A 12,280-nucleotide genomic window follows, 5' to 3' on the forward strand; every position below is an offset into this window, starting at 1 on the left:
AGAAAATGCATTCAAGCCCCGATGCGACGTTCGACGACGCAGTGGCCGGACAGGTGAAATGGTTTGATGCCGCCAAAGGCTTTGGCTTTGTGCTGGCCGATGGCGGTGGGCCAGATATTTTGCTGCATGCAAACGTTCTTCGCAACTTTGGCCGGGGGTCGGTATCTGAAGGTGCGCGCGTCAAACTTCTCACGCAAGAGACCGGGCGAGGGTTGCAGGCCACTGAGGTGATCTCGATTGAGGCTTTGCCGGAATGCGAAACGCCCACCGACAGTTCACACGCTGATCTACCAGATGTGAGTGACGTGCCCCTTGTCGCAGCCCGTGTGAAGTGGTTTGACAAGTCCAAGGGATTTGGGTTCGCAAATGCGTTTGGCCAACCGGAAGATGTGTTTGTCCACGTCGAGGTTTTGCGCCGCTTCGGGTTTTCGGAGCTTCAGCCCGGTGAAGCGGTGGCGGTGAAAATCGTCGACGGACCGCGCGGAAAAATGGCTGCGGAAATCCGCACCTGGGATCAAGCCTGAGGCCGGACTGCTGCACATGCGGGCCCGTGCTCGCATCGCCCGAAAGGGGCAGTAGACAATGATCAACACACGACTTGGACCGATCCTGGCGATCTTGTTGCTGTGCCTGAGCGGCACCACCGCTTTGGCGGCGTGTCAGGAAGACCGTGTCGAATTGCGTGGCGATTGGGGAACTGCCCGTTTTCGGGTCGCGATTGCCGATACCGCCGCCGAGCGCGCGCAAGGGCTGATGCATGTCGAAGAGATGCCGCGGATGAGTGGGATGCTGTTTGTCTACGAGCGTCCGCAGCGGGTGAGCTTTTGGATGGAAAACACGTTGATCCCCCTCGATATGATATTTGTGGGGCCCGACGGCGTGGTGCGCAACGTCCATGAAAATGCGATCCCGCTGGACCGAACGGGCATTCCGGGCGGCAGCAACGATATTCAATATGTGCTCGAAGTGAATGGCGGCGTGTCAGCGGATTTTGGTATTTCCGAAGGCACGCAATTGCGCCATCCCTCAATCGATCAGACGCAAGCCGCATGGCCGTGTGACGAGTAAAATCATTCTGCTTTGATTGGGCTTGCACAATGGCCCAAAGGACCGATATGACGCGCCCACGGTCGGGGCGTGGCGCAGTCTGGTAGCGCACCTGTTTTGGGTACAGGGGGTCGTGAGTTCGAATCTCGCCGCCCCGACCACTTCCTCTCAGGATCGACTATATGTAGGTGCGTAGCTGCTCTCGATGCCCTTATGTGGTATTTTTCGCGCGGTTTTGCGACGTCACCCCAATATCTGGTAGACGTCCAAGTGAAATCATATGCAGCCCATGCATTTCCGAATTGGCGTCACCTTCCCTTATGTAAAGCATCCAGAAGATTGGCTATCTAGGCCTGAACAAAGGAAAACCCCAAGATGTTGGGGTCGGGGCGAACCGGACAGGAATCAGGCCCGTCTGCAGAAACAGGAAAAAGCAAGGAATTTTTCCTGTGAATTCTCTCAAAAACCCGTTGACCGGATAGGTCCAAACACGTCAGGTTGTGCTGGTCGACGCAAGCGCCACCACATATAGCGCAGCGTTGCGGGGGCAGAGGGATAACACCTCAGCAAATGACAGCACGGTCTGCAAACGAGTGCCTTGGCACCCGACTGGAGATGTGTGCGACCGCCCGGCGAGCGCCGGAATGAGAGAGAGACGGTCAGAGGGCAGAAGACCCTGGCAGACCGCTTTGTTGGGAAACAGGGGCCTGGCACGGGTCCAGGTGAGAATGAGGCAGACATGAAGATTGAACGGAGATTCACCCGCGACGGTGCAGACCTGTACGCGGATCTGGAGTTTACAACCACAACGTCGGAGATTCGCAATCCCGACGGCACCGTTGTGTTCAAGCTTGACGACGTAGAGATCCCGCAGGGCTGGAGCCAGGTGGCCTCGGACGTCATCGCCCAGAAGTATTTCCGGAAAGCCGGTGTTCCGGCAGCGACAAAGCCTGTGAAGGAAAAGGGCGTACCCGCATTCCTTCAGCGCCACGTGGCCGACGAAAAGGCGCTGGAGGCTATGCCGGAAGACCAGCGTTATGGTGGCGAAACGTCCGCCAAGCAGGTCTTCCGGCGCCTTGCAGGCGCCTGGGCGTATTGGGGCTGGAAAGGCGGCTACTTCACAGCTGAGGCTGATGCGCGGGCCTATTTCGATGAGATGCAGCTGATGCTGGCGCGCCAGATGGCTGCGCCCAACAGCCCGCAATGGTTCAACACGGGCCTGCATTGGGCCTACGGCATAGATGGGCCTGCCCAAGGGCACCACTATGTCGATTACAAAACCGGCAAGCTGACGAAATCTACTTCGTCCTACGAGCACCCGCAGCCGCACGCCTGCTTCATTCAGGGTGTGGCTGACGATCTAGTGAATGACGGCGGCATCATGGACCTTTGGGTTCGTGAAGCGCGTCTGTTCAAGTATGGCTCGGGCACCGGCACGAACTTCAGCCACTTGCGCGGCGAAGGCGAAAAGCTATCGGGCGGCGGCAAATCCTCCGGACTGATGGGCTTCCTGAAGATCGGCGACCGCGCGGCAGGCGCGATCAAGTCGGGCGGCACGACGCGCCGGGCGGCGAAAATGGTCATCGTCGATGCGGATCACCCGGACATCGAAGACTTCATCGAGTGGAAGGTACTGGAAGAGCAGAAAGTGGCGTCCATCGTCGCGGGCTCCAAGATGCACGAGAAGATGCTGAACGGCATTTTCGCGGCCATCAAGACGTGGGACGGTTCGCTGGAAGATGCGGTTGATCCCGCCAAAAACGAGAGCCTGAAGCAGGCGATCCGCGAAGCCAAAAAGGTCGCAATCCCAGAGACTTACGTGAAGCGTGTGTTGGATTACGCCAAGCAGGGCCATACCAGCATCGAGTTCCCGACCTACGACACGGATTGGGACTCGGAAGCCTACAACTCCGTCTCCGGTCAGAACTCCAACAACTCCATCCGTGTGACCGACGCCTTCCTGAAGGCCGTCGAAGAGGATGGCGATTGGGAGCTGATCAACCGCAAGGACGGCGACGTCGCCAAGACGATCAAAGCCCGTGACCTGTGGGAAAAGGTTGGCCATGCGGCTTGGGCCTGCGCTGATCCGGGCATTCAGTACCACGACACCGTCAACGCTTGGCATACCTGCCCGGAAGATGGCGAGATCCGCGGGTCCAACCCGTGCTCCGAATACATGTTCCTCGACGACACCGCCTGTAACCTCGCGTCGATGAACCTGCTGACCTTCTATTCGAACGGTGTGTTCGACGCCGAAAGCTACATCCACGCCACGCGCCTTTGGACGCTGACGCTGGAAATCTCGGTCATGATGGCGCAGTTCCCGTCCAAGGAAATCGCGCAGCTCAGCTACGACTTCCGGACGCTTGGCCTTGGCTACGCGAACATCGGCGGCCTGCTGATGAACATGGGCTATTCCTACGACTCGGCCGAAGGTCGCGCGCTTTGTGGCGCACTGACCGCGATCATGACCGGGGTGGCCTACGCAACCTCCGCCGAAGTGGCATCTGAGCTGGGGCCATTCGACGGCTTCGCCAAGAACCGTGAGCACATGCTGCGGGTGATGCGGAACCACCGCAACGCCGCTTACGGCAAAGTGGACGGCTATGAAGACGTGAACGTGAACCCGGTCGCTCTGGACCACGGCAATTGCCCCGATCAGAAGCTGATCGCGCTCGCCAAGCAGGCTTGGGACGAGGCGCTGACGCTCGGCGAACAGCACGGCTATCGCAACGCTCAGGCCACGGTGATTGCTCCGACCGGCACCATCGGCTTGGTCATGGACTGCGATACGACGGGCATTGAGCCGGATTTCGCCCTGGTAAAGTTCAAGAAGCTCGCCGGTGGCGGTTACTTCAAGATCATCAACCGCTCGGTCCCGGGCGCGTTGGAGGCGATGGGCTATTCCTCGGCCCAGATCGAAGAGATCATCGCCTATGCGGTCGGCCACGGCACCATTGGTCAGGCCCCCGGCATCAACCACACCAGCCTGATTGGCCACGGCTTCGGCCCGGCAGAGATCGAAAAGATCGAAGCCGCCCTGCCGCAAGCCTTCGACATCCGCTTCGTCTTCAACCAGTGGACCCTCGGCGCGGAATTCTGCACCGAAACTCTGGGTATCCCGGCGGAGAAACTGAACGATCCCACCTTTGACTTACTGCGCCACCTCGGTTTCTCGAAAGCCGATATCGAGGCCGCGAACGACCATGTCTGTGGGACCATGACCTTGGAGGGCGCGCCGTTCCTCAAAGACGAACACCTGTCCGTGTTCGACTGCGCGAACCCTTGCGGGAAAAAGGCAAACGCTTCCTCAGCGTCGACTCGCATATCCACATGATGGCAGCGGCACAGTCCTTTATCTCGGGCGCGATCTCCAAGACGATCAACATGCCGAACAACGCGACCATTGAAGACTGCCAGAAGGCATATGAGCTCAGCTGGTCGCTCGGCGTGAAGGCCAATGCGCTCTACCGTGACGGCTCCAAGCTGTCTCAACCGCTGGCCGCCGCCCTTGTCGAAGATGATGACGAGGCCGCGGAAATCCTGGAAACGGGAACGCCGCAGGAAAAGGCCGCTGTTCTGGCCGAAAAGGTGGTCGAAAAGATCATCGTCAAAGAAGTCGCGCGTGGCCGTGAGCGGATGCCGGATCGTCGTCGGGGCTACACCCAGAAAGCGACCGTTGGCGGCCACAAGGTCTATCTGCGGACGGGCGAGTATGGCGATGGCCAGCTCGGCGAGATCTTCATCGACATGCACAAGGAAGGCGCGGGCTTCCGGGCGATGATGAACAACTTCGCCATCGCGGTCTCCGTCGGCCTCCAATATGGCGTGCCTCTCGAAGAGTTCGTCGACGCCTTCACCTTCACCAAGTTCGAGCCGTCGGGCATGGTGCAGGGCAACGAGACGATCAAAAACGCGACGTCGATCCTCGACTACATCTTCCGCGAACTGGCGGTCAGCTACCTCGACCGGACGGATCTGGCCCATGTGGCCCCCACCGGCGAGACGTTCGACGATGTGGGCCGCGGGGCAGAGGAAGGCGTGTCCAACATCCAGGAAGTGCCGGAAAGCCGTGGCTCGGACCCGCTGGAAGTTCTCAAGCAGGTCGCATCGAGCGGGTATCTCCGCAAGCGCGTCCCGCAAGAACTTGTGGTGCTGCAGGGCGGGGCCGATCCGGTCGCCGTACTGGAGACGCTGGTCCCTGAGACCAAGGGCGGCGGCGGCACGATGGCCGTCGCAGCCTCAACCACGGCCGTAGCGACGGGCAGCGTATCCATCGATGCGCGCACCAAAGCCAAAATGCAGGGCTATGAGGGCGAGGCCTGCGGCGAGTGCGGAAACTACACACTGGTGCGCAACGGCACCTGCATGAAGTGCAACACCTGCGGCGGGACGTCGGGGTGTAGCTGAACACAGAGATCGGATGCGCGTCCTCACCGTTCGCGCATCTGAGTTCCGGGGTGGGTGCGCTCACCCTTGGCGCGGATCAGGCCGCAGGCAGAAAATTTCGGGCAGTCAATTATCAGAGCCTGATCAGCGAAACTGGGGGTCCTTCGGGGCCCCCATTTTTCTTTGGTGCGCCCGCCACTTGCCGCCCCCGTCTGCAACCGCGATAGTCGCGCCATGCGGCTTGCCTGGCTTCTCTCGCTGTTCCTGACAACACCCGTCCTGGCGGACGACGTTACCGTTTTTGCAGCCGCAAGCCTTGCCGGGCCACTGGATCAAGTTGCAGACGCTTTCACGTCGGACACGGGCCACACGGTCACACTGTCCTATGCCGGCTCTTCCGCCATCGCGCGGCAGGTGGAGGCCGGGGCACCTGCGGATGTCGTTTTCCTCGCCAATACGGACTGGATGGAGCATCTCGCTCAGCTGGGTGCCATTACAGAGGAGACGCGGCGCGAAATCCTGGGCAATCGCCTTGTGATCGTTATGAACCGGACGCTTTACGATGAGGTCGCCAACGCCCCTCCGCGCGGCTTGGCTGAGGGTAGCATCGCAATGGCGTTGGTCGATGCGGTGCCCGCGGGCATCTATGGTCGCTTGGCGTTCGAGGCCTCGGGCGTGTGGGAGGAGTTGCGCCCCAACGTAATCGAGGCAGACAATGTGCGCGCCGCTTTGCGCCTTGTGGCTTTGGGGGCGGCTGATACGGGCGTGGTCTATGCAACGGATGCCCATGCAGAGCCGGGCGTTGAGGTGATCGCAACGATACCGGAGGATTTGCATCCGCCCATCGTTTATCCAGCAGCTTTGACGCCCGATGCGCCGGAGGCCGCAGAGGCGTTCCTTGATTGGCTCATGCAACGTGACGCGCGGTTTGTGTTTCGGGATGCTGGTTTCCAGGTGATCGTGGAATGAGCGATTGGCTGGGTCCCGCCGAATGGCAAGCCGTGGCCCTCTCGCTGCGGGTGGCGCTGGTCGCCACGGTTTTGAGCTTGCCCTTCGGTGTGGCTGTGGCCTGGCTTCTGGCGCGGCGGCAATTTCCGGGCCATGCGCTATTGAATGGCTTGGTGCATCTTCCGCTGATCTTGCCGCCGGTGGTCACGGGGTATCTGCTTTTGATCGCCTTTGGGCCGCAGGCCGCTTTGGGTGGCTGGCTTGAAGCCATGGGCCTCGGCGTGGCCTTCCGCTGGACTGGCGCAGCCTTGGCGGCCGCTATCATGGCCTTCCCACTGATGGTGCGCGCCATCCGATTGTCGCTGGAAGCCGTCGATCCCGGATTGGAAGACGCGGCGGCCACACTGGGCGCCTCGCGCTGGCGGGTTTTCTGGACGATCACGGTGCCCTTGATGGCCCCCGGCATTCTAACCGGGGCGATCCTGGCTTTTGCCAAGGCCATGGGTGAATTCGGCGCAACGATCACCTTTGTCAGTAACATTCCGGGCGAGACACGAACGGTGCCGTCCGCGATCTATGCGTTCCTTCAAGTGCCGGGTGGGGAAGCCAGCGCATGGCGGCTGGTGATCGTGTCCGTGGTCATTGCAATGGGCGCTTTGCTGGCATCGGAACTTTTGGCACGGCGGGTCATGCAACGGATTGGTGGTCGCGATGCTTGACGTTGCGGTGCGGCACAACCTTGGCGGTTTCACGCTGGATGCAGCCTTTCAGGCACCTGGTGGTGTCACCTGTTTGTTCGGACGGTCCGGTGCCGGAAAAACCAGCATTGTCAGGGCAGTGGCGGGCCTTCTTAAAGCAGAAAACGCTCGGGTCACCGTCGATGGAAAGCGGCTTGATACCCTGCCGATACACCGGCGCCGCATCGGTTACGTCTTCCAGGAGCCGCGCTTGTTTCCCCATTTGGACGTGGCTGCCAATCTCAACTACGCACGCGCCGGCATGGACGCGCAACCGGTGATCGAGATGCTCGGAATCGGGCATCTGCTGGAGCGTCGCCCGGCGGCCCTTTCAGGCGGAGAGGCACAGCGCGTGGCCATCGGGCGAGCCCTTCTCAGTAACCCGCGCCTGTTGTTGCTGGATGAGCCCTTGGCTGCTTTGGACGAGGCGAGAAAGGCCGAAATCCTGCCGTATCTCGAACGCGTGCGCGACGCGGCGGAGGTTCCGATCCTCTACGTCTCGCATTCTGTGCCTGAAGTGGCCCGTCTAGCCACTACGCTGGTGGCTTTGGAACACGGCAGGGTGGTGCGTGTGGGGGCGGCCGCGACGCTGTTGTCGGACCCAGACGTCGCCCCGGTTATCGGCATACGTGAGGCCGGCGCGATCCTTGAGGCACGTGTCGTGCGCCACCATGAGGATGGTCTGACGGAATTATCGGGCGTTGGCGGTGCGCTGTGGTTACCGCGCGTGGCCGCCGTGGAAGGGGCCAATGTTCGGGTGCGGATCGAGGCACAGGATGTGATGTTGTCAAACGCACGGCCCGAGGGGATTTCCGCCTTGAACGTTCTACCGGTGGAGGTCAGCGCCATACGCGACGGGCAGGGCCCGGGCGTGATGGTCCAGTTGAATGCCGGCGGTGCGCGATTGCTCGCGCGTGTCACAAACCGGTCCGCCAAGGCCATGGGTTTGGCGGACGGCTGGCAAGGCTATGCCGTTGTGAAGTCTGTTTCCATCGCGTCCGGAAATGTCGGGGCTGAAAGCGCCCCTGTTATTCCGCGGCGATTTTGATGACGGGCTCCATGCGGGCAAGAATATCTTCGGCGAGGTGACACTTGATCTGGTGGCCATCGGCCAGCGTGCGCATCGGTGGGACCTCTTTGTCGCAAAGCCCACCGGGCACATCGGATTTCCACCGACAACGGGTCTGGAAGGGCAGCCCGAGGGTGGGTTCATCGCTGACGGAATGTCGCCTTCCAGCACGATATGCTGCTTCTCAATGCTCGTATCCGCGATGGGCACGGCCGAGAGCAGGGCCTCGGTATAGGGATGATAAGGCGGGCTGAAGACCTGTTCGGTATCGCCCAGTTCCACCACATGGCCTAGATACATGACCATCACGCGGTCGGAGAGATAGCGCACGATCGAGAGGTCGTGAGAGATGAAAAGGAGCGTGGTTTTCTCGCGTCTCTGGATCTCCATCAACAGGTCCGTGACCGCAGCCTGCACTGACACGTCGAGGGCTGAAACCGGTTCGTCCGCCACAACGATTTTGGCGTCTCCGGCAAAGGCGCGCGCTATGCCGACGCGCTGTTTCTGTCCACCGGACAGCTGACGCGGCATCCGGTCCGCGAAGGCGCGGGGGAGCTTCACGAGGTCGAGGAGGTCGAGCATCTTCTCGCGGCGCTCGGCTTCGTTCTTGCCGATCTTGAAAATCTCCAGTGCGCGGATGATCTGGCGGCCCACGGTCATGGAGGGGTTGAGCGTGTCGAACGGATTCTGGAAAACCATCTGCACGTTTGAGACCGTGCCGGTGTCGCGTTCCTCGATGGGTGTGTTCTGGATCGGCTTGTTGCCAAGCAGGATCTCGCCTTCGGTTGCAGTCTCCAGGCCCATCAGAACCTTTGCGAGCGTGGACTTGCCGCAGCCGGATTCACCCACGATGGCGAGAGTTTCGGATCTCGCGCGCCTCGAAGGTAAGTGTCTCATTTGCTTTGACAACTTTCTTGTCGCCGCCGCCGAACAGGGCGTTGGCGGCAACCTCGTAGTACTTCTTGAGGTTGTCGATTTTCAGGACCACATCACCAATGGTCGCCTTCTCGGTCGAGGCGGCAACTTCCGGGGGCGCGTCCCAGTCGATTTCCGCGTAGCGCAGGCAGCGGGTTGCGTGGCGGTCGCCGTGATCCAGCTCGGCCATGGGGATGGCGTTTGCGTTGCAGCGACCCTCTTCAAAATAGTTGCAGCGGGGTCCGAAGTTGCAGCCGGGGGGCGTTCGTGGGGCAGGGGAAGTTGCCCGGAATGGCGATCAGGGGGCGCGCGTTCTTGTCGGCGCCGGGCAGCGGGATGGAGCGGAAGAGCGCCTGTGTATAGGGGTGCTGCATGTTGTCAAAGACATCGGCGATGCGGCCCGTTTCCACGGCCTCGCCAGAGTACATGACACAGAGGCGGTCACAGGTTTCCAGCACCAGCCCGAGGTTATGAGAGATGAACAGCATCGAGGTGCCGTACTTCTCACCCAGACCCTTCACGAGGTCCACGATCCCGGCCTCAACGGTCACGTCGAGGGCCGTGGTGGGTTCATCCAGGATCAACAAAGAAGGCTTTGACATCAGGGCCATAGCGATCACGATACGCTGCTGCTGACCGCCCGAAAGCTGGTGCGGATAGCTTTTCAGCATGCGCTCAGGGTCGGGCAGGCGGACGTCCTGGACCACTTCGAGGGCCAGTTGGTACGCCTCTTTCTCGGACTTGCCCTCATGGATCATGGGCACTTCCATCAGCTGCTTGCCGATGCGCATGGCGGGGTTCAGGGAGGCCATGGGTTCCTGATAGATCATGGCAATCTCGGAGCCGCGCAGGTCGCGCAGTTCCTCGGCGCTCATCTTGTTGAGGTCACGGCCCTTGAACTTGATGGAGCCGCCGACGACGCGGCCGTTCACGCCGAGGTCTTGCATGACACCGAGGGCGACGGTGGACTTGCCGCAACCGGACTCGCCCACAAGGCCCATCGCCTCACCCGGCATCACGGTGCAGGAGAAATCCATCACCGCCGGAATTTCGCGCAGGCGGGTGAAGAAGGAGATCGAAAGGTTTTCAATCTCGAGGATCGGGCCGTCGTAAGGTGTGCGATCTGCCATGTTAGTTTTCCTTAACTGAACGGCCCAAAGGCGGAGTCGTGAAGCTGTAGTTTTTCTGTAACTACAATCGTAGTTTTTTGGATGGGTTGGAGCGCGCCGATCATGGTTGATACCCGCAAACAGGCTCGGCGTTGGTTTCGATCATGTGGCGGGCGCGGGCCAGGTCGTCCGCGTCAAGGGCGGATGCGCAATCCAGCTGGGATGCGTAGGTCTCCCACAGGCTGCGGATCGCCGCGACATCGTCTGCGCGGTGTGCGTCCAGAACCGGTTGCGCAAATTCGACCATCAGATCAACGGACAGATCCGCGACATCGACAACCGGCGCGTCGCATCCGGCTGCATCCATCGCGCGCAATTGCAGGGCGAGTTGTGTCACCCCGAGGTCTGGCGTGATCTCGTAGACTTCGGCGGTCCAATCGTCCGAGAGTTGCCGGGCCGTCACGACGCGCGACACGGCAACAGCGCCGATGGCGACGCCGCTACATTGCATCAACGCCCGCGCCGCCGCTTCGTCGCCACTTTGGGCAGCAGCCGGCGCAGCAACGAGGAGGGTTGCAAACCCGATGAGGGGCGCAATCCGCATCAGTCTTTCAGGCTTTCTTCACGCAGGCCGTCGGCCAGCAGGTTGAGGCCAAGTACAAGGCTCATGAGCGCCAGTGCAGGTGGCAGGGCCGGGTGCGGATAGACTGTCAGAAGGCGGCGGCCTTCGTTGATGGTGCTGCCCCAATCGGGGGACTCTGGCGAGAGGCCGAGGCCGAAAAAGCCCAAGGTGCCCAGAAGGATCGTCGTGTAGCCGATGCGCAGGCAGAAATCGACGATCAGTGGCCCACGCGCGTTGGGCAGAATCTCCCACAGCATGATGTACCACGGCCCTTCGCCCCGGGTCTGGGCGGCGGCCACATAGTCGCGGGTTTTCACGTCCAACGTGATGCCGCGCACGATACGAAAGACCGTGGGCGAGTTCACAAAGACGACCGAGACGAACACGATCAGCAGGTTGCCGGGGATGTTGAAGAGGTCGAGTTGTGTGGGCCAGAAACGTACGGCGCTGTCTGGGTCCGCGCGGTCGGAGATCAGCGAGAAGTAGAGCCAGAAGCCCACAATCGCCGCGACGGCCACGAGGACGTTCCGGATCGTCGGCTGCGTGTGGTAGCGCGAATTGAACAGCACCACGAGGAAGATGATCGGGAACAGGAACAGCACCATCGACATGTATTGCGGCACGCCTGCCGTCACGATTTCTGGCGTCACCAACAGGTAGAAGAGCAGGATGACAGGGAAGGCGAGGACGAGGTTGGCCACGAAGGTCAGGACCGTGTCGAGTTTGCCGCCGATATAGCCTGCAGGCAGGCCAAGCGTGATGCCGACCATGAACGCAAAGAGCGTGGCAAGCGGTGCGATCTGCAGCACGTAGGTGGAGCCGAGAACCATGCGGGAGAAGACGTCGCGCCCAAGGCGGTCACCGCCGAAAAGGTAGTGGGAGAACGCCTCACCTTCCGGCGCCATCGTGCCGGGAACCTTGTTGCGCAGCGCCGAGATCTGGTCGAGCGCGTCGAACGGCGCCACCCAGCTTGAGAAGATTGCAGTGAAGACCCAGAACATCACCAAACCGAAGCCGATCATGCCGATCAGGCTGTCGAAGAGTTTTCCGTAAAGGCCGAGACGGCGCTTGAAGGTGATCGACAGGATGAAGGTGGCAATGAGGGCGACCCAGACGGGCAGGAAGCGTTGGCCTGCAGCACCGATGATGCCCTTTTGCTCCATTGTTGGCAGGACCAGCCCGCCGATGACATAGCCGATGAGGCAAATGATAAAGAGAAGCACGGCGTATTTCATCGTCGCCAGCGCATAGTCGGCGGGTGTGGAGTTCACGGCCATTGTGCCGTCGCCTTGGATCTCCAACTCACCGGGGCGGACGCCTGCGATGGTGAGGACGAAGTTGGTGGCAAAGCCCACGAAGAAGATCACCACCGAGGCGAGGATCAGGGGGTTGAGGAAGCTGCCGAATTGGCCGGTCCAGGAAATCGGGTCCATGATCAGATCTC

General features: G+C 60.9%; 7 protein-coding genes, 1 tRNA gene and 2 pseudogenes. 7 read left to right on the forward strand and 3 right to left on the reverse strand.

Annotation, left to right across the window (positions count from 1 at the left end; translation table 11 throughout):
* The first annotated feature begins 5 nt into the window (after nucleotides 1–5).
* The 7 genes and pseudogenes from ACZ1HK_RS00640 (at nucleotide 6) to modC (ending at nucleotide 8,169) form a co-directional block, all read left to right on the forward strand.
* A complete protein-coding gene (locus ACZ1HK_RS00640; RefSeq protein ID WP_472627044.1) occupies nucleotides 6–524 on the forward strand; it encodes a cold-shock protein in 519 nt (172 codons plus the stop codon).
* A 58-nt stretch (nucleotides 525–582) separates the two neighbouring features.
* The gene (locus tag ACZ1HK_RS00645) at nucleotides 583–1,068 is read left to right on the forward strand and encodes a DUF192 domain-containing protein (RefSeq protein ID WP_472627045.1); all 486 of its coding nucleotides are present in this window, start codon (nucleotides 583–585) and stop codon (nucleotides 1,066–1,068) included.
* A 63-nt stretch (nucleotides 1,069–1,131) separates the two neighbouring features.
* Nucleotides 1,132–1,208: transfer RNA gene (locus ACZ1HK_RS00650), tRNA-Pro, on the forward strand.
* Between the two features lie 578 nt (nucleotides 1,209–1,786).
* Nucleotides 1,787–5,457 (forward strand): annotated as a pseudogene (locus tag ACZ1HK_RS00655) (vitamin B12-dependent ribonucleotide reductase).
* Between the two features lie 213 nt (nucleotides 5,458–5,670).
* Nucleotides 5,671–6,405, forward strand: a complete 735-nt coding sequence (gene modA / locus ACZ1HK_RS00660) for a molybdate ABC transporter substrate-binding protein (protein WP_472627046.1) — start codon at nucleotides 5,671–5,673, stop codon at nucleotides 6,403–6,405.
* Entirely contained in the window at nucleotides 6,402–7,103 is a 702-nt protein-coding gene (modB, locus tag ACZ1HK_RS00665; RefSeq protein ID WP_472627047.1) for a molybdate ABC transporter permease subunit, read from the forward strand. The genes modA and modB overlap by 4 nt, the downstream gene beginning before the upstream one ends.
* The gene (gene modC / locus ACZ1HK_RS00670; RefSeq protein WP_472627048.1) at nucleotides 7,096–8,169 is read left to right on the forward strand and encodes a molybdenum ABC transporter ATP-binding protein; all 1,074 of its coding nucleotides are present in this window, start codon (nucleotides 7,096–7,098) and stop codon (nucleotides 8,167–8,169) included. The genes modB and modC overlap by 8 nt, the downstream gene beginning before the upstream one ends.
* On the opposite strand, the pseudogene ACZ1HK_RS00675 reads toward modC, so the two are convergent.
* The 3 genes and pseudogenes from ACZ1HK_RS00675 to ACZ1HK_RS00685 form a co-directional block, all read right to left on the reverse strand.
* A pseudogene (locus ACZ1HK_RS00675) lies at nucleotides 8,150–10,235 on the reverse strand (dipeptide ABC transporter ATP-binding protein). The gene modC and the pseudogene ACZ1HK_RS00675 overlap by 20 nt on opposite strands.
* A gap of 100 nt (nucleotides 10,236–10,335) precedes the next feature.
* The gene (locus tag ACZ1HK_RS00680) at nucleotides 10,336–10,818 is read right to left on the reverse strand and encodes a hypothetical protein (protein ID WP_472627049.1); all 483 of its coding nucleotides are present in this window, start codon (nucleotides 10,816–10,818) and stop codon (nucleotides 10,336–10,338) included.
* A complete protein-coding gene (locus ACZ1HK_RS00685; RefSeq protein WP_472627050.1) occupies nucleotides 10,818–12,269 on the reverse strand; it encodes an ABC transporter permease in 1,452 nt (483 codons plus the stop codon). Before ACZ1HK_RS00685 ends, ACZ1HK_RS00680 begins: the two co-directional genes overlap by 1 nt.
* Nucleotides 12,270–12,280 lie beyond the last annotated feature (11 nt).

The organism is Gymnodinialimonas sp. JB5-7 (genome assembly GCF_055693405.1).

What these genes read in the sequence shown, in the direction of transcription:
- ACZ1HK_RS00640 (WP_472627044.1), top strand. Translation starts at nt 6, where the DNA reads ATGCATTCAAGCCCCGATGCGACGTTCGACGACGCAGTGGCCGGACAG.
- ACZ1HK_RS00645 (WP_472627045.1), top strand. Translation starts at nt 583, where the DNA reads ATGATCAACACACGACTTGGACCGATCCTGGCGATCTTGTTGCTGTGC.
- modA (WP_472627046.1), top strand. Translation starts at nt 5,671, where the DNA reads ATGCGGCTTGCCTGGCTTCTCTCGCTGTTCCTGACAACACCCGTCCTG.
- modB (WP_472627047.1), top strand. Translation starts at nt 6,402, where the DNA reads ATGAGCGATTGGCTGGGTCCCGCCGAATGGCAAGCCGTGGCCCTCTCG.
- modC (WP_472627048.1), top strand. Translation starts at nt 7,096, where the DNA reads ATGCTTGACGTTGCGGTGCGGCACAACCTTGGCGGTTTCACGCTGGAT.
- ACZ1HK_RS00680 (WP_472627049.1), bottom strand. Translation starts at nt 10,818, where the DNA reads ATGCGGATTGCGCCCCTCATCGGGTTTGCAACCCTCCTCGTTGCTGCG.
- ACZ1HK_RS00685 (WP_472627050.1), bottom strand. Translation starts at nt 12,269, where the DNA reads ATGGACCCGATTTCCTGGACCGGCCAATTCGGCAGCTTCCTCAACCCC.